Raw genomic sequence first — 19,787 nt, 5'->3', positions numbered from 1 at the left:
TTTTTAAAATCAAATAGTTAAACGCATAAAATCTGGTCTAACGCTTCGGCACTTTAGCGAGATCGTCCAACCAGATTTTGGCATTGCCATCGGACGGCGCGCGCCAGTCGCTGCGCGGCGACAGCGAGCCACCGGCAACGACCTTCGGCCCGTTCGGCAATGCCGAGCGCTTGAACTGACTGAAGCCGAAGAAACGTCGGATGAAAACCTCAAGCCAGCCGCGAATCTGCGCGAGATCGTAAGCGTGGCGGCGATCTTCTGGAAAATCCTGCGGCCATTCGCCTTTGGCGACATCGCCCCACGCGGCCTCAGACAGGAATGCGATCTTTGAGGGCCGGAAGCCATAGCGCAAGACGTAGAAAAGATTGAAGTCCTGAAGCTCATAGGGGCCGATAATCGCCTCGGTGCTTTGCACGGCGCCGCTCGCGCCAGCGGGGACGAGTTCGGGCGAAATTTCTGTCTGCAAAATGGATTCAAGCGTCGTCGAAACGCCGGCAGCAAACTGGCCCGTCGCGATGCACCAGCGGATCAGATATTGGATCAAGGTCTTGGGAACGCCGGCATTGACCGCGTAATGGGACATCTGGTCACCCACACCATAGGTGGCCCAACCAAGCGCCAATTCGGAGAGGTCGCCCGTGCCGAGGACCAGCGCGCCGTGCAGATTGGCGAGACGGAAAAGATAATCCGTCCGCAAGCCAGCCTGCACGTTCTCGAAAGTGATGTCGTAGATATTTTCGCCGCTGCCGTAGGGATGGCCGATGTTGGTCAGCATCAGCCGCGCGGTCTCGGTGATATCGAGCTCTTTGCTGCTGACGCCAAGCGCCTTCATCAGGGCGAAGGCATTGGCCTTGGTTGCTTCGCTCGTGGCGAAACCTGGCATCGTGTAAGCGAGGATGTTGCTGCGCGGCTTGCCGAGACGATCCATCGCTTTGGCCGCGACGATCAACGCATGCGTCGAGTCGAGGCCTCCCGAGACGCCGATGACAAGCTTGTCGATTTTCGTTGCCGTGAGACGCTGCTCGAGGGCGCTCACCTGAATGTTGTAGGCCTCGTAGCAATCCTGGGCCAAACGCGCCGGGTCAGCCGGGACGAACGGAAAACGCGCGACGTTGCGCTCCAGTCCGACATCCCCCGTCGGTGGAGAAAGACGAAAATCGATCTGCCGGAAATCTTCCGGCGCGACGCCGACATAGCGGCGGTTATCGTCGAACGTGCCCTGCCGCAGCCGCTCCTGGGCGATGAGATCAAGATCGATATCGGCGAGCACGAATTGCGCATGATCGGAGAAGCGCGCCGATTCAGCGAGGATCGTGCCATTTTCGGCGATGGTTGTTTCGCCATCCCAGGCGAGATCGGTCGTTGATTCGCCCTTCCCGGCCGCGGAATAAAGATAGGCCGCGAGGCAGCGCTGCGATTGCGACTTGATGAGCAATTGCCGTGTTTCGCTCTTGCCGATCGTAATGTTGCTCGCTGAAAGATTGGCGAGGACCGTCGCGCCCGCCAAAGCTGCGAGTGACGATTGCGGCACCGGCACCCAAAGGTCCTCGCAAATTTCGGCATGAACGACGAGGCCGGGCACATCCTCTGCGACAAACAAAAGATCCGGACCGAACGGCGCGCGAAGGTCGCCGATCACGATCTCGCCGCTCATCCCATGGCCCGACGCAAAATGCCGGCGCTCATAAAACTCACGATAATTCGGCAGATGAACCTTCGGTATGACACCAAGCAACTGACCGCGATGAATGGCAAGCGCGCAATTATATAGCCGCCCTTCATAACGCAGCGGCGCGCCGACAAATATCAGCGGCAGAAGATGGGCCGATGCTGCCACGAGGCGTTCCACGGCAGCGGCAATCGCCGTATGCAATGTATCCTGCAGCAGCAAGTCGTCGATCGCATAGCCGGACAAGGCAAGTTCGGGGAAAACCGCGAGTGCGGCTGCCTTCGCATCGACCTCGCCCAGCAAGGCGAGAATTGCCTCCGCATTGGCACCGGGGTCGGCCAGACGGCACGTCGTCGTGCAGGCTGCGACGCGTGCAAAACCCTGACTATAGATCGAGCGGAAATCCATCAATATCATTTGTCTCGTGCGAGGCCGGCGTAACGCCGTAAATCAGGTAACAAGATAAATCATTCTCGCGCTCGAACCATTCCCATTTAAATGCGTTGCTTCGGGTTCGCGCAAACGCAGTTAATTGCGACAGTGTTTTCGCGCACAGCCGCTCTGAAGAATTCATCTAGCGTTCACGCGGCAAGTCGCAGATTCAAGATTATGCGGTTGTCTTCGCAGTGCAAACTCAACTTCGAATCAACCGCGCTTTGATGCAATGGAATGGCCCGCAGGCGGCTTGCACGTTCTAGCCTGCAAACATTCTACGCTAAAGGAGACCGAAGTGCGTTTACTTCTTTCGAGCCTTACAGCAGCAGCGTTAGCCGGGAGCGCGATGGTTCCCGTCGCGCAGGCTGCGCCCTTCGCCGGTCAGTCGGCGGTTGAACAATCGGCCGATGGCCTCGCAGCCATCGAGAAAACCCAATACGCTTGGGGTGGTCAGAATTATTGCTGGTATCCCGATGGCTGGCGCGGTCCCGGCTGGTATTGGTGCGGCTATAGCTGGCGTCGCGGCTTCGGCTGGGGCGGCGGCTATGGTTGGCATGGCTGGCACGGTGGCGGCGGTGGCTGGCATGGCGGCGGTGGCTGGCATGGCGGCGGTTGGCATGGTGGTGGCTGGCATGGTGGTGGCTGGCACGGCGGCGGTGGTGGTTGGCACGGCGGTGGCCACGGCGGCGGCTTCCACGGCGGTGGCGGCTTCCATGGCGGCGGCTTCCATGGCGGCGGCGGACATGGTGGTGGCGGGCACGGCGGTGGTGGCCACGGCGGCCATCGCTAACCCTTCCCAATATTTCGAATTGGCGATCGGCGGCATTAGCCGCCGATTTCTTTTTGGCCACGCGGCCGGATTCTCAATCTGTAAGATCAAAAATTCGTTAACCATTTGCGCGCGAAATTAACCATTACGGCGGAGCGATGACAGTCGATTCGCCGGGATGAGGCCTCCAGAGGGGGATCGCGATATGGCGAGTAGGAGCGCGAGCGGACGGGCGTCGGTTTCAGACGATTTCATCAGACAATTAGCCGGCTACGGTTTAACGACGGCGGAGATTCTCTACCGTATGCCGGATCATCCACTCGTCCTGCAAAGCTTTCTCTGGCAAGACTACGACCTCGCGCCAAAATTCCCGATCTTGATGAAGTTTCTTGCTTTCTGGCAGGAGAAGCTCGACGGGCCGCTCTATAGCGTCCGCGTCGGCCACTCAGCTTTGATTAAGCCGGCCGAGATTCGCACGTTCGGGACCGAATTCCGCATTCACTGAGCTTAAGCGACCGAGCGCGCGGAGACCGGCAAAAGCTCCCGCGCGTTCTCATCCTCAAGGCGTTGATCGATATCCTCGACCGACATTGGGCGCGCGAATAAAAAGCCCTGCAATTCGTCACAACTGATCGACCGCAAGAGTCGCGCCTGCTCCTCGGTTTCTACACCTTCCGCGGTAACGCGCAGACCAAGCGAGCGCCCGAGATCGACGATGGAACGGACGATGATGACGCTTTCGCCGGAGTCTTCCATAGATTCAAGGAACGAGCGGTCGATCTTGATTTTGTCGAAAGCAAACCGGCGCAGATAGATCAGGCTCGAATATCCGGTGCCAAAGTCATCGAGCACCATGTGGACGCCGAGCGCGCGCAAATCGATCATCGAATGTTCGGCGAGGTCCGCATCGGCGATGATGACGCCTTCGGTCAATTCAAGCTCGACACGCTGAGGGTCAATTCCGGACTCGGTCAGAACACGATTGACCGTCGCGACAAAATCCTTTTGCCGAAATTGAATCGGCGACACGTTGATGGCGACCTTGATGCCGGGCCAGCGCATGGCATCCGCGCAAGCGCGGCGCAGCGCCCATTCGCCGAGCTGGACGATAAGGCCGCGCTCCTCGGCGAGCGGGATGAAGCTATCTGCCGACAGCAGCCCGTAGGTCTTATGTCGCCAGCGCGCCAATGCTTCGACGCAAATGATTTTGTCGTCAGTCGATGAAATGATTGGTTGATAGAGAAGTTCGAGCTCATTGTTCTCGATCGCCGTGCGCAATTCATCTTCTGCGCTCTGCCGCATGCGCAACTCTTCGCCCATCTTCGCCTCGAAAAAGGCGAAGCGGTTGCGCCCGGCCTGTTTTGAGCGATACAGCGCGAGATCGGCAAGCCGCATGAGCTCCTGACAATCGGTCGCATTTTGTGGACAGAGCGCGATCCCGATGGAGATGCCGATGAAAATCTGCTGGCCACCGATATCGAACGGCAAGCTCATGGCGTCGAGAATGCGCTGTGCGAGACGGGCGCAATCGCGCGGCTCGTTTACATCGGCCTGCATGAGGGCGAACTCATCGCCGCCGAGACGAGCAAAATGATCGCAGGAGCGCAGGACGTCGGCCAGGCGTCGGGTGACAGCCACAATCAGACGGTCGCCGACATCATGGCCGAAAGTGTCGTTGGCTTGCTTGAAATGATCGAGGTCGAGGTAAAACAGCGCGAACTGGTGACGCCCGCGCTTGCAGCGGGCGATTTCTGCATCAACGAGGGCATTGAAGAGGAAACGATTGGGCAGACCGGATAGAGCATCACGGCCGGCCACCTGCCGCGCGGCGGCTTCGCTGCTCCGGAGCCCGTCAAGAACGTGATAGGCCAGCCAGGCCATCACCAGCCGAACCGTGATGATGGCGGCCAGCAGCCAGAGGTTCGAGACGAGCGCCATCCATGCGAAGTCCCAGGATAAAGATGACAAAAAGGCATGACTCGCGAAGAACGCCCAGCCGAGGCGCATGCCGAGGACGAGGATGAGCGCCATCGACACAAAGTTGCAGGCGATCCAAAGTTGAAGCGCCGGCACATTGCGATCGCCGACCGTCACCTTCAACTTGGACAGAAAGCCGGGACGCATTGCGACTCCAAATCGTCTGACCTGCCCCACACCGGCAAGCCGATCGGCCCCGTTGGCGACTCCCGCCTGCGCGGCGATAGCTAACGTCCAGCGGCAAGTCCCTATCGGGAAGCCCCAATAGTATTCGCGGTGGGTTAACTTAGTGTTGGGAAAACTGCCCCTTGGCGCAAATAGAATATCAGCCAAGGCAATTGCGCCGGCGATGGCATTTAAGTCAAATAAGCTGGAGGCTCTTGAAGCTCGTGAAGCCGTCACGGCCGATGATCAAATGATCGTGGACGGCGACATTCAGTGATTTGCCGAGAGACACGATCTGTCGGGTCATCTGGATATCGGTCTGTGACGGCGACGGATCTCCCGACGGATGATTATGAATCAGGATAAGCGCCGTTGCATTGAGCTCGAAGGCGCGGCGGATGATCTCCCGGGGAAAGACCGGCGCGTGATCGATCGTGCCCGTCCATTGCACCTCATCGGCAATCAGAAGGTTTTTCTTGTCGAGAAACAGAATGCGGAATTCCTCGCGATCGAGGAAGGCCATCGCCGTTCGGCAATAATCCAGCACGGCGCTGAAACTGCCCATCGCCGGCCGATTTTCGACCTTCACTTTGGCGAAACGTTTGGCCGCCTCCGCCACGATTTTCAATTCGACGATCGCCGCCTCGCCCAGGCCGGCAATCTCCCGCAAACGCTCTGGCCGTGCCGAAACAACACCGGCGAAGGACCCGAAGCGCGCCAGCAGCGCCTTGGCGAGCGGCTTCACGTGCGCCTCGGGATCGCGCGAAATAAGACGAGTTCCAGAAGCTCGTAATCGGCCAGTGCGTCGCCGCCACCCTTCAGGAAGCGGCCGCGCAACCTTTCGCGATGGCCGACATAATGCTGCGCATCCTCGGCGGGGGCCGAGTCGGCCGGCGCCTTCGTCACGCGGCGGCTGCCGGCAAATCGTAAGGCGGGTGGTGCAGGCCTTTCGGCGAGATGGTGAAATTCTCGCAGCCTGTCTCCGTGACCCCGATCGTATGTTCGAATTGCGCCGACATCGAACGGTCGCGCGTCACCGCGGTCCAGCCGTCCGAGAGGATTTTCACGTGCGGGCGGCCAAGATTGATCATCGGCTCGATAGTGAAAAACATCCCGGGCTTCAGCACCACGCCTTCGCCGCGCCGGCCGTAATGCAGGATGTTCGGCTCGTCATGGAAGAGCCGGCCAAGTCCGTGTCCGCAGAAGTCGCGCACCACGGAGCAACGCTCGGCTTCGGCAAAATCCTGAATTGCCGCACCGATATCGCCTGTCGTCGCGCCCGGCTTGACGACGGCGATGCCGCGCATCAGCGCCTCATAGGTCACCTCGATCAGACGTTGTGCCCGGCGCGAGACGTCGCCGACGAGATACATCCGGCTCGAATCGCCATGCCATCCGTCGACAATCAAGGTGACGTCGATGTTGACAATGTCGCCGTCGCGCAGTGGCTTCCGGTCTGGAATACCGTGGCAGACGACGTGGTTGATCGAGGTGCAGATCGACTTGCGATAGCCGCGGTAATCAAGCGGCGCGGGATAGGCGTTATGCGCAATCGCGAAATCGAAGACGAGGTTATCGAGGAACTCGGTCGTGACACCCGGCTTGACGAACGGCGCCAGCATGTCGAGCGCCTCGGCCGTCAGGCGCCCCGCCTTACGCATCCCCTCGAAAGCCTCAGGCCCGTGTAATTTAATCTGGCCGGTCTTGCGACCGGATACGTCTATGGCATCGACAAAAGTCATGAGAGCCGCCGGAAATTCAACTGGCTGATAATTTAAGCCTTCCGCCTGCTGGCGCAAGACCGATAAAAGTCCGCCCGACTGGGCATCGCGAGTGCGGCCGGCGGCCCGAACGCCAGAAAACGCGGAAAGAGCGGCTTTATCCGTACTTTACGGCCCGCTAAAAAAGCCCCGGGGCCTTTACAAGTCGGCGCTCGATCTTCACACCTAGGCCACAATCGCACCCGCCACTACAGGGTGTGGAGAAGCCGAGACGCCTTCGCGCCAACACCGATGCGCGTCGCTGATTGCCGCGGAGAGAAATCCTGTCGAGCGAAGACCCGGAAACACTCCTTAAACAACCCCCGGCAACTGGCGAGGGCCGCAACCTGCATCCGCTGGCGTACGGGATCGAGCGCATCGGACTTATCTCGTTGCGCTTCCCCTATCTCGTTGCCGTGGTGCTCGCGGTCGCGGCGATTCTCGCCGCCTTTGGCATTGGTCGTATCAAGGTCGACGATTCGCTCAGCCAGTTGTTTCGTTCGAACACGCCCGAGTTTCATCAATATGAGGACGTAACGGCACGCTTCCCGTCGAGTGAGTATGACGTCCTGCTCGTCATCCAGGGCGACAAACTGCTGGCGCGTGACAATCTCAGCAAGCTTCGCGATCTGGTCACCGACCTGCAATTGATCGACGGCACGCGCGGAATCATCTCGCTGTTCTCCGCCCGCCAGCCGCCGGAAGGCGATCACTTGCCAGCCCCGCTGTTCCCCGAGCCTTTGCCGGAGGGCGCAGCCTATGAGGCGCTTCTTCAAAAGGTGATGAGCAACGAAATCCTGCGCGGCAAGCTGCTTTCGCTTGACGGCAAGCTGACCCTGGCCGTGCTGGCGCTCGATCCAGCCGTCGTCAACAGCGGCAAATTACGTGATGTCGTTGGCGAAGTCCGCAAGACGATGGACGAAGACCTTGCCGGATCGGGCCTTTCAGCGGAACTGTCCGGCGTGCCGGTGATGCAGCTCGAAATCCGCAACGCCGTCGAACGCGACCGCATCGTCTATAACGCGCTTGGCTTCCTTGGTGGCTGTCTGATCGCCATCCTGTTCTTCCGCCGCATCTCCTTCATGATCATCGCGGCGGCACCGCCATTGCTGGCAATTTTGCTCGCCCTTGGCATGCTCGGCTGGCTCGACTTCCGGCTCAACATGTTCCTCAACGTGATGACGCCGCTCATCATGGTCATCAGCTTCTCGGACTCGATGCAGCTCACCTATGCGGCGCGCGACCGGATCCTGGCTGGACAAAGCAAGGCCGATGCCTTGCGGATGGCGATCCATGTCGTGGGACCCGCCTGCGTCCTGACACATGCGACGGCCGGCCTTTCCTTCGTCGCGCTGACCTTCTCGAATTCGGACCTCATCCGAAGCTTCGGTGAAGCGGGAATCATCGCAACGCTGATCGCCCTCGTTTCGGTATTGACCCTCATCCCGCTGCTCGGGATGTTCCTGATCCGCAAAGAGGCTGCCTTCGCCAAAAGCGTCAAGGGCGCCGATATGGCCGTCGATGCGCTGCGCCGCTTCTGCGGCTGGATAGCCGCGCGAATGGTGTCACGGCCGGGGCTTTACAGCCTCTGCGGCCTCATCGTCGTCGTCGGCCTCGGCTTCATCTACGCGGATCTTCAGCCGCGTTATCATCTCGCCGATCAGGTGCCAGACAAAGAAAAGGCCGTGCAGGCCAACCGCGCGCTCGATGCCAAATTGACCGGTGCCCAACCCGTCGATGTGCTCATCGAATTCCCCAAGGGCCAATCGCTCTATTCGCCGGAAACGCTGGCAGCAATTGCCGCGGTCCATTCGATCGTCGAGAAGCAGGCGGGCTTCGGCAATGTCTGGTCGCTCGAGACACTACGGCGGTGGCTGGCGCAAAAGGTGGGCAAGTCGGATGTCAACACGTTGCGCCAATATGTCAGTTATCTGCCAAAATATCTGGTCGAGCGGTTCGTCTCGAAAGACCAAAACGCCGTAGTTGTCGAAGGCCGGCTCCCTGATATCGACTCAAGCAAATTGTTGCCGATCGTCGATGCGCTCGATAAAAATCTCGGCACGGTGCGCGCAGCGCATCCGGGCTACGAGATCGCCGTCACCGGCCTTGCGGTCATCGCCGCGCATAACAGCGCCGGCATGATCGAAAAGCTGAACCGTGGTCTGACAATCGAGATCGTTTTCGTTGCGGCCTTTATCGGACTTTGCTTCCGCTCGTTCTCGGTGATGCTCGCGTCCATCATGCCGGCGGTCTTCCCGGTCTTCACGGCGGGTGCCGCGCTTTGGGTTCTGGGCCAAGGGCTGCAATTCGCCAGCGTCGTGGCGCTAACCGTATCCTTTGGCCTTGGCCTCAGCGCGACGATTCACTTCCTAAACCGTCTGCGACTTGAAGATACGCCCGGAGAAGATCCCGCCATTGCCGTGGAACGGGCGACGATTCTCGTCGGCCCGGCGCTCATTCTGACCTCGATCGTGCTCGCCTGCGGTCTGGCAATGACGATCTTCTCGCAATTGCCGTCGCTGCGGCTTTTCGGCTGGCTGAGTTCTTTCGCGATGCTGACAGCGCTGATCGCCGACCTTTTCATTCTACGGCCGACGATCATGCTGCTTTTGCGCTGGAGCCAGAACCGGCTCTGGAGCTAAACCGTCCTAGCGGCGCGTGTTTATTCCCGGTGCATGCTTACGTTGACGCCGACAACGTCCGTACCGCCGCTCGGGGCGATTGAGACGGATTGCGAACGCCCGCGTGTGATGATCGAGATCGTGGCGGTGAAACCGACACCCTGCACATTGGCGATGATATGTGAGCCGCCGACTCGGCCGACAAGCTGCCCCGTGGCGTTACGCGTCGTCTCGGCCCACGAACCTCTCAGAACGCCACCTGCCGTTTCCGAAACATTGCTCTCCACGTTGAACTTATAGCTGTCGCTCGCGCAGACGAGGCTCTGGTTCAAAGCATCCGCATCGCCCGAAACCGCGTAAGATCCACGACACCGAATCCGCTCCCGCGTGCCACTCTTCATCGAGATCGTGCCGCTGCCTGCCCAATAACCGGCAAGCGACCGCAGAGCGGTGTCCGCATGGGCCTCGCCGTATTGAAACGCGGCGGCCGCGAATAGCGCCACGGCCAGCGGAACGCGTTTGCTCAACTTCACCGGCATGAAAATCCCTCCATATATGATCCGCCGTGCGGTGCTCCGCCGAGGCGCAAGCTACAGATATTCTCGCGCGCCGCCTTTGCAATCCGACGACAGAGGGAGATTATGACCCTTGCGAAAAAACGCGCGAGTTTAGCCCAGCCGGCGACAACCGCAAGATTGCTAACCGAACGCCCGCCAGTTTCGGCCGCAATTCGATGATCCGCGTAAAGCGCTCTCAGGCAGTTTCGGTTCCGACCAAGTCTCGAATGCGCCGGACGAGCCCGTCCCGCACGCCTCGGTAAGCGTCCAGGACATTCTCCCGCGAACCCTCTACGACCGTTGGATCGGGAGTCGGCCAGTAGACAAGTGTCGTCGGGGCGCCGCGGGCGAACTCCGCGATACGATCGCGCGCTTCCGGCGTCAGGCTGACGACGAGATCGAAAGCCTCGTCCTCGAAGTCTTCCAGCGCGCGCGGTGCCCGTATGCCACCTTCGATCCCGATTTCGCGTAAGACCGTCGCCGCAAAATCATCGATCCGTCCCCGCCGCAAGCCGACCGAAGCAACATAGATCTTGTTGCCGGAAATCTTACGCGCCAATGCTTCGGCCATGGGCGAACGGACGCTGTTTTCCGAACAGACGAAGAGGATGGATTGCGGTCGCCACGCGGGTTTTTGCGGTGCATCGACTGGGGACACGACGGAACCGTTTAACCCTTCCAGTGCAGAGCCGTGACCAGCGTGAAGATGCGCCGCGCGGTATCGAGATCGCAGACAATCTTGCCTTTGAGTCGTTCCTGCAACAGCGTCGCCGCTTCGTCGTGAAGTCCGCGCCGCCCCATGTCGATGGCCTCGATCTGCGCCCGCGTCGCCGTGCGAATGGCATCGTAATAGCTCTCGCAGATCAGAAAATAATCCTTCAGCAGGCTGCGGAATGGCGTCAGCGACAAAATATGAGCAGCGAGGACCTCGCCCGATTCGCTGGAAATTTCGAGGGCGAGTTTGGCATCGTGTAGCGATATTTTCAGCGCATACGGGCCATCGTCACGATCCGGCAGGCCGAAGTCGTTTTCTTCGACGAGATCGTAGATCGCGATCTGGCGTTCGTGCTCCTGATCGGATGTGCCGCGGCCAATCGAAGTCTCGTCGAGCGTCACCGACAAGAGACGATTTCGCCGGGGCTCCTTCGCGCTCATGAGTTCGTCAGGCCAAGCCGAAAGGCGACAGAGCGCGCATGGGCGTCGAGGCCTTCGGCCTTGCCCAGCGCAATCGCCGCCGGACCGAGCGCAGCGAGGCTTTCGGGCGAACATTTCAGAATCGACGTACGCTTCATGAAATCGAGCACGCCGAGGCCGGACGAAAAACGCGCCGAACGCGCCGTCGGCAACACATGGTTCGAGCCGCCGACATAATCGCCGATCGCTTCCGGCGTATGGGCGCCGATGAAGATCGCGCCGGCATTCTTCACATGACTGGCGAGCACATCCGCGTCGCGTGTGATGATTTCGAGATGTTCCGGCGCGAGGCGGTTCGCCAACGGCAGGGCTTCGCTGAGCTCGGCGACTTCGATGATCGCGCCGTGGTCGCGCCAACTCGCTGAAGCGATCGCGACGCGCGGCAGGCTCGCAAGCTGGCGCTCGACCGCCGCCGCGACGGCGTTTGCAAGAGCCGCACTGTCGGTGATCAGAATCGATTGCGCGGCGGTGTCATGCTCCGCCTGGGCCAGGAGATCGGCGGCGATCCAATCCGCATTGGCGCTGTCGTCGGCGATGACGAGCACCTCCGATGGTCCGGCAATCATGTCGATGCCGACGGTGCCGAAGACACGGCGCTTGGCGGCGGCGACATAGGCGTTTCCGGGTCCGACGATCTTTGCGACGGGCGCAATGGTTTGCGTGCCGTGCGCCAGCGCGGCGATCGCCTGCGCGCCGCCGACGCGGTAAATTTCATCGACACCGGCGAGCTTGGCGGCAGCAAGCACCAGCGGCGCGATCAGGCCATCTGGTGCCGGCACGACCATAACCAGCCGCGCGACACCGGCGACTTTCGCCGGCACGGCATTCATCAGGACAGAGGACGGATAGCTGGCTGTTCCGCCCGGGACGTAAAGCCCAACAGCCTCAATTGCACTCCACCGCCAGCCGAGTTCGACGCCAAGCGGATCGGTGAAAATGACGTCGCTGGGACGCTGGCGCTCGTGAAACGAAATGATTCGCTCGTGCGCCAGCCTCAGGGCAGCCAGCGCCTCGGGGGCGGCGGCCTGTTCGGCTGCTGCAATCTCTTCGGCGGAGACCTCGAGCCCGACCTCGGCGAGGTCGACGCGGTCGAACTTTTTCGAATAGGCGATAAGCGCCTTGTCGCCATCGGCAACGACATCGGCGATGATTTTCTGAACGGCCTGATCGACATCGACCGCCGACTCGCGCTTCGACGCCAGCAAGGCGGCAAAGGCCGTCCCGAAATCGGGGCTGCGCGTGTCGAGCCGTTGCGGCATTGATCTGGTCCTTTCGACGGGAATTCTCTGTTAGCTATGCGAAGGCCGCATGGCAATCGCGCGCGTTCCTAGAGGAGGCGCGTCACTTCGGGTTCGATCTCGGCCGGCTTGACATTGGGGGCGAACCGCTCGACCACATTGCCTTCCCTGTCGACCAGGAATTTGGTGAAGTTCCACTTGATCGCCGCCGTGCCGGCAATGCCCTTTTTCGCCTCCTTGAGGAATTTATAGAGCGGATGGGCGTCGCTGCCATTGACGTCGATTTTCGCGAACATCGGGAAAGTCACGCCGTAATTCAGCGTGCAGAACTGGCCGATGTCCTGCTCGTTGCCCGGTTCCTGGCCACCGAATTGGTTGCACGGAAAGCCCAGAATCTCGAAGCCCCTAGTGTGCAAATCCTTATATAGGGTCTCAAGCCCCTCATATTGCGGCGTGAACCCGCATTTGCTCGCGGTATTGACGACGAGCACCACCTGCCCGCGGAAATCGGCAAGCGATTTCTCGTTGCCGTCCAATGTCTTGGCCGAAAAATCGTAAATCGAGGCCATCCTGTTCACCCGTCTTGCTGACGCCAATCGCTTTGCTCTAATGCGAAACTCTCGGGCACTGCAAGCGGATTGGCCTAGGAGGCCGGAATCAAAAAAAAGCCCCTGCCCCGGGCGGACCGGGACATGAGACGGCCTTGTTCACCGTCTCGTCAAAGTCGGCGCAGCCGGCCAAACAAAAAGCCAGCACCAGCATACCCGCGTAAATTGCGTATTTCATCTTCGTCCTTTCGAGATGCTTATTTGAAGCGATCCTGGATCGTCTGTTCGAGATCGAGCGTGACTTGCGGAATTTTCCCGTTCGAGAACTGCATAAGCAATTCGAAGCCGCCCAATGCTGCAGCAAGATCGTTCGCGGCAATTGCGACCGGCGGTACAAAGACGCCGATCACGCGCAGAATATCGTCGAGCGTTTCGATTTGCCGGCGAGATTGGCGGACTCGAAGGCCCGCGCGGCTTTGCTGAAGTTGATTTGCGAAGCGTATTTCAGCGCGGTCGCGACCTTCTGGACATCCGTCGCGAGAGACGAAAGGTCGCTGGTCATCCGGCAGTCCTTTCTGGCTTTATCCGCGTGGCGGGTGCAAGATCGAGATTTGCAGCGCTCGCTTGCGGCGGCAGTGCTCCCGAGGCCGAGAGACGCGCGACAAGCATCTGGCCGAGATTGTCGCCAAGCTCTTTGAAGAGACCCGGCGCCTGGGCGATGAGATATTGCGCAGCGCGGCGCAGCACTTCGTTCGCGACAGGGATTTCGAGGACTTTGCCTTTTTCCGCGCCCTCGACGAGTGCAAAGCTGGCATCAACGGCGCGCGTCATCACCTGATCAATATGCGCCATCAATATGCGCCGCGTGCAACGCGCGTGCGATGTCCGGACCGAGCTTCGCGACCAGCCATGTCAGTGCGAGGCCGGCGAGCGAAATCGCGGCGGGCTGAAGCGCCGTGAGGACTTCGTTACAAAACGCGCCCCACGGCAGATCGACGATCGTACTACCCGTAGCATAGGCCGACGACGCGGCAAGCGTCATCGCCGCCACGCAAAAAATGCGCATGCGCATGAAGATATCCTTTTGGATTTGCCGTGAACCGCACGGCGCGATGACGCCTCGGCGTCTAAATGATGTTTTAGGCGGATAAACGTTGTTTTAAATGAATTGCCCGCGCTTGCCGGGCAAGTTGCGCCTCAAAAGGAGGCCAACATGAAGGTCAAGACATGCAGCGGCGCAATGATTCTGGCGATGTCGATCATAGGTGCGCCGGCCGCGCAGGCGCATCATAGGCATATGCGCCATACGCACCCGCGCGAACCAGTGCAGACATTTTCACACGAGACAGACCGCCCGGACACAACGCAAAGAGTGGACGCCTATATCAACAGCGAAGGCGAATATATCCCTTCGCTGTTGGAGCCGAGCGCGCCGTCTGACCAATAAGCGTCAGTGGTCAGGCATCATGCCGTTATATTGACCGCCGAGACCATCTTCTTTGCGCACCGTATAATAGGCGACAGCCATCGTGGTCATATTGATGCAGGTAATGTTGACGTTGACGCTTTCCTGATCAGATGTGGCGTTATATCCGATCATGGATTTCGCGCTCATCGTCTGCGTACAAACGCATTGTCCTGCGCCATGGCACGTGAAGTTCGCAGCCTCCGCAGCGAGCGGTGACAGCCCCAAAGACAGGATGGCGATCGCGGTTGCTTTTTTCATTGTTAGCTCCGTTGATGAACTGGTCCGTGCGCTCTCACGAAGTGACTGCTTTTTCCATTGCAGCCATTTGCGCGAGAACGCGTGCGACGACGTCGGCCTTGACCACATTCCTCCCCGGACAATCATGATGATCGCGGCCGCATTCTTTGTGAAAATGCAATCCGCGTACGCCAAGCCTGAAGCCATCCGGCCGCAATCCAAGCTTGCGATGTAAAACTGCGAGGGCGGCTACCGCATTATCGCGGACTTGCGCGCCCGGCCCGCTCTCAAAACTTTCCGCCGCATAATCCCCGACCATCTCAATCCCGAGCGTCAGATGATTCCAGCACGAGACAGAGACACCGACCTGCGTCAGATCACAGAGATTCCAAATCAAATCCTGTGCCACAAACAAATGGACCCCCGAGTGCCAGTGTAAAATGTCGCGCTCATAGTGCTTTTGCGACACAATTCGCTGCTGGGCCGAATGGGCCGGATCCATCCACGTGGCGAGGCTCGGCACGCCGGTATTGTGCAAAGTGATGAAGCTCGGGCGCCATCCGTGCCACGCCAGCGCGTCAACAAAAGTCGCGAATTCGGCCGGGGTGTATGCCTTGGGCTCGGCGAGAAACGTCATCGCAGCGCCGCCAGGGCCGTCACCGCACGGCCGTAGGCTGAGCAATGGGAATGTCGCCAAATGCCGCTATTATATGCGCTGGCAACGGCGCACCAGCCGGCCTGGCGGTGCATCGTCATCGCGAGCTTGAGATAACGGACGCCGGCTTCGATCCCCGCTTGGCCGTAGAGATTGCCGACGATTCCGACCTGACGCGCTGTCCGCGGCAAAACCTGCATTGCGCCACGCTCACCTGCCGCGCCGTGCATCGACATCCGCAGGCCGGATTCGAAACGCGCCACCCGCAAGGGCAAGCCGCGCGGGAACGTCGAGCGCTTCGGCCTTCGCTGTAACGATCGCGGCGACGGCGCCACGCGCAATTGGGGGGAGCCTTACGCGCGGAGCGTTAAAGACTTGCGGACGCCAACTTGCAAAAGGATCGAGCTCGGCGCGATACGAGGCGGGCACGCGCTCCCAAATATGCCGCCCCCCGGCAGCTTGCGCCGCCGAGGCTTGGATCAGGAAAAGACAAAACGCGGCAATCGCGGCGCGCGCGAACACGCCGCGGAAATGCAACTGGATCATTGTTCACCTTTGGCTGAGAGGCGGTTAGATGCCGCGAAAAGTCATAAGGGCGATGCCGGGATCGCAGGCGGCGCGTAGTATCCGCACCTAAGATTCTGTGGGGTCGTTAATTGAATCGACCGCGTGTATCGATCCAGCCATATGTGACGCCATAACAGACGTTGCCGTCGTTAAACGAAGACCATCGTAATTGCGCAGAAATGTTCGTGCGGCGGCTTATCACAATCGGCATAAATATCTGATCGCTGCCGCTACTCGGAATCACCTCTCCCAATGCGTCGTTGTTTCCAACTGGCGTGTTAGCGATAGCGCTTGCTTCATCGGGAGATTGAAAGATCACATTGACCGCGCCGTTCGGTGCCCCTTCGACGGCAATGCGCAGCATGGCGTTTACCTTTACGCCGACCGGTGAACCAGCAAGAGTAAACAAGGTCGGCGTGGTCGGAATCGTCGTGCCGTTCCACTCATTGATAGGGACGCTCCAAAGGAACTCATCGCCATTTTGTGAGAACGCGAGAATATTCGAAGACGCGTCTGATCTGATAGAACCGGCGCGTCGCTTTTTGGTATAATTCGCCGGCATCGTCGGCGCATTTGCCGAGAGCGACAAAAGTGCATCGATAACGCCGGTATCCGTCCGCTCGATCAGATAGACGTGATACCATTTTGATGCCGCGATAGCGCCCGTGTCGAGAACGCCATTGTTGTTTCCGACCGCCCAGGCTCCGGTTGTCTTGGTGAAACCGAACGTCTTCATCAGGAGGCTGTTGTCGTCCGCATTGGCGACGCCATCCGAGACGTTGAAGCTGGTGTTGGAATTGTTCGAGAGCGTGAGCCCAGCGAGATAGCCGCGTAGATAAGTGGGGTCTGGCGAGCCTGCGAAGCCAATCGACGCGGATACGATTCCTGTCACGGAATTGATGTCCAGGGCGTCGATAAATGTCGTGCCGTCCGGGCTCACTTTGAAATGAAAGTTGTCGTCACCACAGAGGCCGATCTCGGCACGTTCGGAAAAAGCATCCTGAAAGATGAAAGATGCTGTATCAGCGCTCGCGGCCTTGCTGAGATTGACGCGAATATTGCCGGGACTCGGTCCGGTCGTCGACTGATTGAAGAGCACATTATTCGCGGCGACGCTCAGCGGATTATTCGGATCGGCCGCGGTTCCGATCCCGAGTGCTGTCAAACTCACGCTACCGCCCGATACTCCATCGCCGGCTTCAGAAAGTTTCGCGATCGGAATACCCCCCGCCGTCTCACCGTCTTGGAGGACGAGACGATTGTTGGTCGTATCGACAACGACTTCGCCTTGCGCACCGGTGAAGGCCGCGACCTGTGCGGCGGTGCCGCGCCGAAGCTGTAATTGCTCTGACATGGATTTATTGCCTGTCTTTAGGGTGCTGTACCGAGATCCGCGCCGTCGAGAATGGCGCTGTTCGTCGCGCCGAAATCGCCGGCGGCGGACGGAGACTGCGTCACTACGCCGAGATCGAGCGCGATGCCGCTGGCAAGCTGCGCCATAATCGGGTTGCCGACCCCTGCGCCGGCGGGCGCGAAGCCGTAGACCGCGCAGACCGAGAGATCCTGCGTCTGCTGCCCAAGCAGATTGAAGCCCTGGAATTTGAGATAGACAATCTGGCCGATGTAATTGGGCGGCAGATCGAATTTGAAAATGGAATTATCGAGCCGCGCGAAGGGCGCGCCCGAAACATGCGCGACAGCGGGCGTGCCATAAAGGCCACGATAGAGCGTCGTCAAATTATAGGCATTACTGCCGACAAGCGTCGCGGTTTCAAAAGACAAAAGCTCTCCATCGACAATGCAGAGCGTCACCGCGTTGTGCGCAGGACTCGCCGACGTGCTCGTGAGCACGCCGTCACTCTCCGCGAGGCCGACGGCGAGCGTATTCGTGGCGTCGGGGTTAGCTGCGCCGGGCACGGGAAGCGCGGCGGTTAAAACGCCTTGATTGGCTCCGCCGGTGATGCGTCCGATCTGCGTATAGGTCGCATCGTCGAGCGACGCGAAGACATTGCAGCCGCCCCAATTCGCGCCGCCGGAGACAGCCGCCCAAACTTGGGGTGTCCCACCGCTCAAGGCGCTGGGCGGCTCAAAAATGGTCGGCGTGTTCGCCGAACCCGACGCGGCGCCAGCGGAAATGCCACCGACGGACGTTGCCTGTTGGACGGGATAGGCCACCGCGCTCGCGACACCGGCCGGAAATTCTTCGGCGCGGACCGTTAGCAGTCCATCTGAATCTTCGTCGATCTCGACGACACGAACCGCGACGTTTTGCAGGCCAAGATTGGCATCGGTCAGCGTGACGATATCCATCGGCTCTAGCAGGCAATATTCCCAGGAGAGCTTGAACGTGTAGTGATTGCGGATGTAAAGCGTACGCTGAAGAATGAGCTGCGCCGCCGTCTGCGCTATGCCCGGATCACAGATTTCATGCGCAGTGATCGTACCGGCGATGCGCAAGCCGTAGAGTTCAATTGCGTTCTGATCAAAAGCGATAATCGGCGTCGCGTCATAGAAATTGCTGCGCTGGCTGATCTCCAATTCCTGCCAATTCGACGCGGCATAAGGATCGCTGCGATCGACTTGCACCGGATCGGTACCATCGTCGTAGATGAAATCATCATCGCCGAGATTGTAGATCGGCGTGACGTTTGGCGTGAACGACCATGTTCCGGTCTGCACTTGCGGACTGACGACAAAGGATGTCGATTGCGATGCGGCGCTGGTCGAGAAGCCGATGGCGCCCCCGGTGAATTGCGGGCCGGTAAGCGGCGTATCGCCATAGGGAATGAATTTCAGCATACCGTCCGACCAGACGGCGGCCGTATTGGTGAGCTGGAGCCAGCGCGTCAGGATCGAATTGGCGGTTTCCTGCGAGACCACGCCCGGCGACAGCGCGAGGCCCGCGGCCTTGCAATAGGACTGATAGGATGCATCGCCGCTCGCGCCGAGCAAGGTCGTGGCCGCGATACTGGCGGCCGGAAAGCCGACGCCATATTGCGCATTGGTCAAGAAATCCTGGATGACAAACGCTGGATCGGCGTCATACCCATTGAAACCCGTGCCCTGCAGAACGCCTTGCACCTCGAACGAATAGCTGTCGAGTGTCGCGGCAGAGCCGAGCGCGGCATCAGAATCGGCGACGATAGCCGTGCCGTTATAGCCGAGCGCCTGGCTGGCAGGCAGAAAGGTCCATGCGGATTGCGGCGTGGCACCATTGAAGAAAGACGGCGTCGGCAGGGAAGCGACGCTCGACAATGACGTGATCGTCGCATTGTCGAAGACCGCGCTGATCCCGCCGACGGGCCCTTCGCAAACCGCGAGCATTGTAGCGGCGCTATAAGTCGCGTTCGACGCGCCCTTGCCGACCACGCCGCCCTTGCCCCCGCCTTTTCCGCCGCCACCGTTGGAGCGAAAGCCACCGGTCCAGATGATATTCGGCGCAATCTTCGTTACGCCGTAAGAAATGGCGATGGGGATTGCGTTGCTTGAGGTCTGCAATTGCAGACCGGTATAGACCGGCGTCGCAACCGGCTGATTCGTGCGCAGAAAGCTCACGCCTCCGCCTTTCGCCAATAGCTGAAAAAGCGCCGCACGCGACGCGGATCGGAAAGCTGGACGTTGCGCGCGAGCTCTTCCTCCAGAACGGCACGCGACGGCCAATAGGCATGAACAAAGGTGAGCGGCTCCGCTCCGGTGACAATGCCGCCGTGGCTGTAACAGCGACCATAGCGAAACACGACGACGTCGCCCGGCTCTGCGGTCTCGACCTCGGCGCAATGATCAAAAACAAAACCGAGATAGCGCTCGTCGCTCCGATGACAATGCCAATCAGCAGTGCTTTCAAACTGGCATTAGACGCGTCGGTGACCGAGTATTGGCTATCGACGAAAACGTCTGGGATGTAGGCGCCTGAGTCTTCGGCAACGG

The 19,787-nt window shown here is 59.7% G+C and carries 23 protein-coding genes and 1 pseudogene; 4 read left to right on the top strand and 20 right to left on the bottom strand.

What is annotated here, in order from left to right; genetic code table 11:
- Positions 1-37 precede the first annotated feature (37 nt).
- Positions 38-2,077 carry an NAD(+) synthase gene (locus WDN02_RS09485; RefSeq protein WP_337294906.1) on the bottom strand — a complete coding sequence of 680 codons (2,040 nt, stop codon included), beginning with the start codon at positions 2,075-2,077 and terminating at the stop codon, positions 38-40.
- Between the two features lie 322 nt (positions 2,078-2,399).
- Here WDN02_RS09485 and WDN02_RS09480 point away from each other — a divergent pair, with 322 nt between their 5' ends.
- Together WDN02_RS09480 and WDN02_RS09475 are read left to right on the top strand one after the other, a co-directional pair.
- A complete protein-coding gene (locus WDN02_RS09480) occupies positions 2,400-2,894 on the top strand; it encodes a hypothetical protein (protein ID WP_337293255.1) in 495 nt (164 codons plus the stop codon).
- A gap of 184 nt (positions 2,895-3,078) precedes the next feature.
- Positions 3,079-3,378 carry an usg protein gene (locus WDN02_RS09475; RefSeq protein WP_337293254.1) on the top strand — a complete coding sequence of 100 codons (300 nt, stop codon included), beginning with the start codon at positions 3,079-3,081 and terminating at the stop codon, positions 3,376-3,378.
- A gap of 2 nt (positions 3,379-3,380) precedes the next feature.
- On the opposite strand, the gene WDN02_RS09470 is transcribed toward WDN02_RS09475, so the two are convergent.
- From WDN02_RS09470 to map, 3 genes and pseudogenes are all read right to left on the bottom strand, one after another.
- The gene (locus tag WDN02_RS09470) at positions 3,381-4,997 is read right to left on the bottom strand and encodes an EAL domain-containing protein (RefSeq protein ID WP_337293253.1); all 1,617 of its coding nucleotides are present in this window, start codon (positions 4,995-4,997) and stop codon (positions 3,381-3,383) included.
- Between the two features lie 214 nt (positions 4,998-5,211).
- Positions 5,212-5,921, bottom strand: a pseudogene (gene radC, locus WDN02_RS09465) (DNA repair protein RadC).
- Positions 5,918-6,757, bottom strand: coding sequence for a type I methionyl aminopeptidase (map, locus tag WDN02_RS09460; RefSeq protein ID WP_337293252.1), 840 nt, complete (start codon positions 6,755-6,757; stop codon positions 5,918-5,920). The pseudogene radC and the gene map overlap by 4 nt, the downstream one beginning before the upstream one ends.
- Before the next feature lie 365 nt (positions 6,758-7,122).
- Here map and WDN02_RS09455 point away from each other — a divergent pair, with 365 nt between their 5' ends.
- Entirely contained in the window at positions 7,123-9,417 is a 2,295-nt protein-coding gene (locus WDN02_RS09455; protein ID WP_337294905.1) for an MMPL family transporter, read from the top strand.
- Positions 9,418-9,437: 20 nt separating this feature from the next.
- Here WDN02_RS09455 and WDN02_RS09450 read toward each other — a convergent pair whose 3' ends face one another.
- The 9 genes from WDN02_RS09450 to WDN02_RS09410 all read right to left on the bottom strand — a co-directional run bounded on the left by WDN02_RS09450 (position 9,438) and on the right by WDN02_RS09410 (position 14,005).
- Positions 9,438-9,935, bottom strand: coding sequence for a hypothetical protein (locus WDN02_RS09450; RefSeq protein ID WP_337293251.1), 498 nt, complete (start codon positions 9,933-9,935; stop codon positions 9,438-9,440).
- Between the two features lie 214 nt (positions 9,936-10,149).
- Positions 10,150-10,611, bottom strand: a complete 462-nt coding sequence (locus WDN02_RS09445) for a low molecular weight phosphatase family protein (protein ID WP_337293250.1) — start codon at positions 10,609-10,611, stop codon at positions 10,150-10,152.
- An 11-nt stretch (positions 10,612-10,622) separates the two neighbouring features.
- Positions 10,623-11,108, bottom strand: a complete 486-nt coding sequence (locus WDN02_RS09440; protein WP_337293249.1) for a UPF0262 family protein — start codon at positions 11,106-11,108, stop codon at positions 10,623-10,625.
- Positions 11,105-12,406, bottom strand: coding sequence for a histidinol dehydrogenase (gene hisD, locus WDN02_RS09435; protein WP_337293248.1), 1,302 nt, complete (start codon positions 12,404-12,406; stop codon positions 11,105-11,107). Before hisD ends, WDN02_RS09440 begins: the two co-directional genes overlap by 4 nt.
- 68 nt (positions 12,407-12,474) lie before the next feature.
- On the bottom strand, positions 12,475-12,954 hold the full coding sequence (locus WDN02_RS09430) for a glutathione peroxidase (RefSeq protein WP_337293247.1): 480 nt from the start codon (positions 12,952-12,954) through the stop codon (positions 12,475-12,477).
- Positions 12,955-13,190: 236 nt separating this feature from the next.
- Positions 13,191-13,343, bottom strand: a complete 153-nt coding sequence (locus tag WDN02_RS09425) for a hypothetical protein (protein ID WP_337293246.1) — start codon at positions 13,341-13,343, stop codon at positions 13,191-13,193.
- A complete protein-coding gene (locus WDN02_RS09420) occupies positions 13,340-13,495 on the bottom strand; it encodes a hypothetical protein (RefSeq protein WP_337293245.1) in 156 nt (51 codons plus the stop codon). The genes WDN02_RS09425 and WDN02_RS09420 overlap by 4 nt, the downstream gene beginning before the upstream one ends.
- Complete coding sequence (locus WDN02_RS09415; protein ID WP_337293244.1) at positions 13,492-13,785, bottom strand: hypothetical protein; 294 nt, start codon at positions 13,783-13,785, stop codon at positions 13,492-13,494. The genes WDN02_RS09420 and WDN02_RS09415 overlap by 4 nt, the downstream gene beginning before the upstream one ends.
- Positions 13,772-14,005 carry a hypothetical protein gene (locus WDN02_RS09410; RefSeq protein WP_337293243.1) on the bottom strand — a complete coding sequence of 78 codons (234 nt, stop codon included), beginning with the start codon at positions 14,003-14,005 and terminating at the stop codon, positions 13,772-13,774. Before WDN02_RS09410 ends, WDN02_RS09415 begins: the two co-directional genes overlap by 14 nt.
- Before the next feature lie 141 nt (positions 14,006-14,146).
- On the opposite strand from WDN02_RS09410, the gene WDN02_RS09405 reads away from it, so the two are divergent.
- Positions 14,147-14,380 (top strand): hypothetical protein, encoded by a 234-nt coding sequence (locus WDN02_RS09405; RefSeq protein ID WP_337293242.1) that lies wholly within the window; start codon positions 14,147-14,149, stop codon positions 14,378-14,380.
- 3 nt (positions 14,381-14,383) lie between these two features.
- Here the strand turns inward: WDN02_RS09405 and WDN02_RS09400 are convergent, their stop codons facing one another.
- From WDN02_RS09400 to WDN02_RS09370, 7 genes are all read right to left on the bottom strand, one after another.
- Positions 14,384-14,659, bottom strand: a complete 276-nt coding sequence (locus WDN02_RS09400) for a hypothetical protein (protein ID WP_337293241.1) — start codon at positions 14,657-14,659, stop codon at positions 14,384-14,386.
- Between the two features lie 34 nt (positions 14,660-14,693).
- Positions 14,694-15,275: an N-acetylmuramoyl-L-alanine amidase gene (locus WDN02_RS09395; protein ID WP_337293240.1), complete on the bottom strand. Its 582-nt coding sequence runs from the start codon at positions 15,273-15,275 to the stop codon at positions 14,694-14,696.
- Positions 15,272-15,523, bottom strand: coding sequence for a hypothetical protein (locus WDN02_RS09390; protein WP_337293239.1), 252 nt, complete (start codon positions 15,521-15,523; stop codon positions 15,272-15,274). The genes WDN02_RS09395 and WDN02_RS09390 overlap by 4 nt, the downstream gene beginning before the upstream one ends.
- Positions 15,504-15,839: a hypothetical protein gene (locus WDN02_RS09385; protein WP_337293238.1), complete on the bottom strand. Its 336-nt coding sequence runs from the start codon at positions 15,837-15,839 to the stop codon at positions 15,504-15,506. Before WDN02_RS09385 ends, WDN02_RS09390 begins: the two co-directional genes overlap by 20 nt.
- Positions 15,840-15,945: 106 nt before the next feature.
- Positions 15,946-17,214, bottom strand: coding sequence for a hypothetical protein (locus WDN02_RS09380; protein WP_337293237.1), 1,269 nt, complete (start codon positions 17,212-17,214; stop codon positions 15,946-15,948).
- 17 nt (positions 17,215-17,231) lie between these two features.
- Complete coding sequence (locus tag WDN02_RS09375; RefSeq protein WP_337293236.1) at positions 17,232-19,415, bottom strand: phage tail protein; 2,184 nt, start codon at positions 19,413-19,415, stop codon at positions 17,232-17,234.
- Positions 19,412-19,597: a hypothetical protein gene (locus tag WDN02_RS09370; protein ID WP_337293235.1), complete on the bottom strand. Its 186-nt coding sequence runs from the start codon at positions 19,595-19,597 to the stop codon at positions 19,412-19,414. The genes WDN02_RS09375 and WDN02_RS09370 overlap by 4 nt, the downstream gene beginning before the upstream one ends.
- Positions 19,598-19,787: the final 190 nt, after the last annotated feature.

Source organism: Methylovirgula sp., from assembly GCF_037200945.1.
Classification (GTDB): domain Bacteria; phylum Pseudomonadota; class Alphaproteobacteria; order Rhizobiales; family Beijerinckiaceae; genus Methylovirgula.
The sequence above is the reverse complement of the archived record's forward strand: the minus strand, read 5'-3'. Positions and strand labels throughout refer to the sequence as shown.

Coding starts and splice junctions, on each gene's coding strand:
- WDN02_RS09485 (WP_337294906.1), bottom strand. CDS start 2,077: ATGGATTTCCGCTCGATCTATAGTCAGGGTTTTGCACGCGTCGCAGCC.
- WDN02_RS09475 (WP_337293254.1), top strand. CDS start 3,079: ATGGCGAGTAGGAGCGCGAGCGGACGGGCGTCGGTTTCAGACGATTTC.
- WDN02_RS09470 (WP_337293253.1), bottom strand. CDS start 4,997: ATGCGTCCCGGCTTTCTGTCCAAGTTGAAGGTGACGGTCGGCGATCGC.
- map (WP_337293252.1), bottom strand. CDS start 6,757: ATGACTTTTGTCGATGCCATAGACGTATCCGGTCGCAAGACCGGCCAG.
- WDN02_RS09450 (WP_337293251.1), bottom strand. CDS start 9,935: ATGCCGGTGAAGTTGAGCAAACGCGTTCCGCTGGCCGTGGCGCTATTC.
- WDN02_RS09440 (WP_337293249.1), bottom strand. CDS start 11,108: ATGAGCGCGAAGGAGCCCCGGCGAAATCGTCTCTTGTCGGTGACGCTC.
- hisD (WP_337293248.1), bottom strand. CDS start 12,406: ATGCCGCAACGGCTCGACACGCGCAGCCCCGATTTCGGGACGGCCTTT.
- WDN02_RS09430 (WP_337293247.1), bottom strand. CDS start 12,954: ATGGCCTCGATTTACGATTTTTCGGCCAAGACATTGGACGGCAACGAG.
- WDN02_RS09420 (WP_337293245.1), bottom strand. CDS start 13,495: ATGACCAGCGACCTTTCGTCTCTCGCGACGGATGTCCAGAAGGTCGCG.
- WDN02_RS09415 (WP_337293244.1), bottom strand. CDS start 13,785: ATGGCGCATATTGATCAGGTGATGACGCGCGCCGTTGATGCCAGCTTT.
- WDN02_RS09410 (WP_337293243.1), bottom strand. CDS start 14,005: ATGCGCATGCGCATTTTTTGCGTGGCGGCGATGACGCTTGCCGCGTCG.
- WDN02_RS09405 (WP_337293242.1), top strand. CDS start 14,147: ATGAAGGTCAAGACATGCAGCGGCGCAATGATTCTGGCGATGTCGATC.
- WDN02_RS09400 (WP_337293241.1), bottom strand. CDS start 14,659: ATGAAAAAAGCAACCGCGATCGCCATCCTGTCTTTGGGGCTGTCACCG.
- WDN02_RS09395 (WP_337293240.1), bottom strand. CDS start 15,275: ATGACGTTTCTCGCCGAGCCCAAGGCATACACCCCGGCCGAATTCGCG.
- WDN02_RS09390 (WP_337293239.1), bottom strand. CDS start 15,523: ATGCACGGCGCGGCAGGTGAGCGTGGCGCAATGCAGGTTTTGCCGCGG.
- WDN02_RS09385 (WP_337293238.1), bottom strand. CDS start 15,839: ATGATCCAGTTGCATTTCCGCGGCGTGTTCGCGCGCGCCGCGATTGCC.
- WDN02_RS09380 (WP_337293237.1), bottom strand. CDS start 17,214: ATGTCAGAGCAATTACAGCTTCGGCGCGGCACCGCCGCACAGGTCGCG.